The following is a 521-nucleotide window of genomic DNA, read 5'->3' as shown; positions in this document are numbered from 1 at the left end:
GTGGTGCCCGTGAAAATCTGGCCGGTGTCGGTAACGATTCGGTAGCGGATGTTCGCGAGCGGACGGCGGGAGCCATCCAGCAACGTGAATTGCTCGTCGTGTACGGCATTCGATCGAGCAAATGACCGCTTGGCTGCATCCGGTTGGCGCCCAGTCAGCGTCGCAGTTTCTCCTGCAGTAAAAGTCATCCGCATGCCGCGCTCAGCGTAGAAGATCGGCGGTGGGTTGCATCCGCAGACATTGATATCCCCGCTCAATGCCCACTGTTTGCCGTTCGGGCCGGTGCCTGGCCAGCGCGGCCCTTGCGGTGCGATGTACCCTTCGCGCTTGCAGGCCGAACAGTAGGTCTTCATATCCAGCGTGGCGATATGAACCTTCGGCGGCGGATTGGAACAGGTCACGCTGTCGAGGCCTTCGACAATCACGGCTTCCCCGGCGCGGTCGCCTTTGGCAAGAAAGTAGCGAATCATGGACGCTACCTCAGCGGGGCATGGACGAGCGGGTGACGACGCTAAATACAA

At 60.5% G+C, this 521-nt stretch carries 1 protein-coding gene; it reads right to left on the bottom strand.

What is annotated here, in order from left to right:
- A partial coding sequence (locus tag J8I33_RS34300; protein ID WP_245172636.1) for a hypothetical protein occupies positions 1-470 on the bottom strand: 470 nt, incomplete at its 3' end.
- Between the last annotated feature and the right edge of the window lie 51 nt (positions 471-521).

The organism is Burkholderia sp. AcTa6-5, assembly GCF_017815075.1.
GTDB classification, from domain to species: domain Bacteria; phylum Pseudomonadota; class Gammaproteobacteria; order Burkholderiales; family Burkholderiaceae; genus Burkholderia; species Burkholderia sola.
Note: the sequence above shows the minus strand (reverse complement) of the source record. Positions and strands in the feature narration are given on the sequence as shown.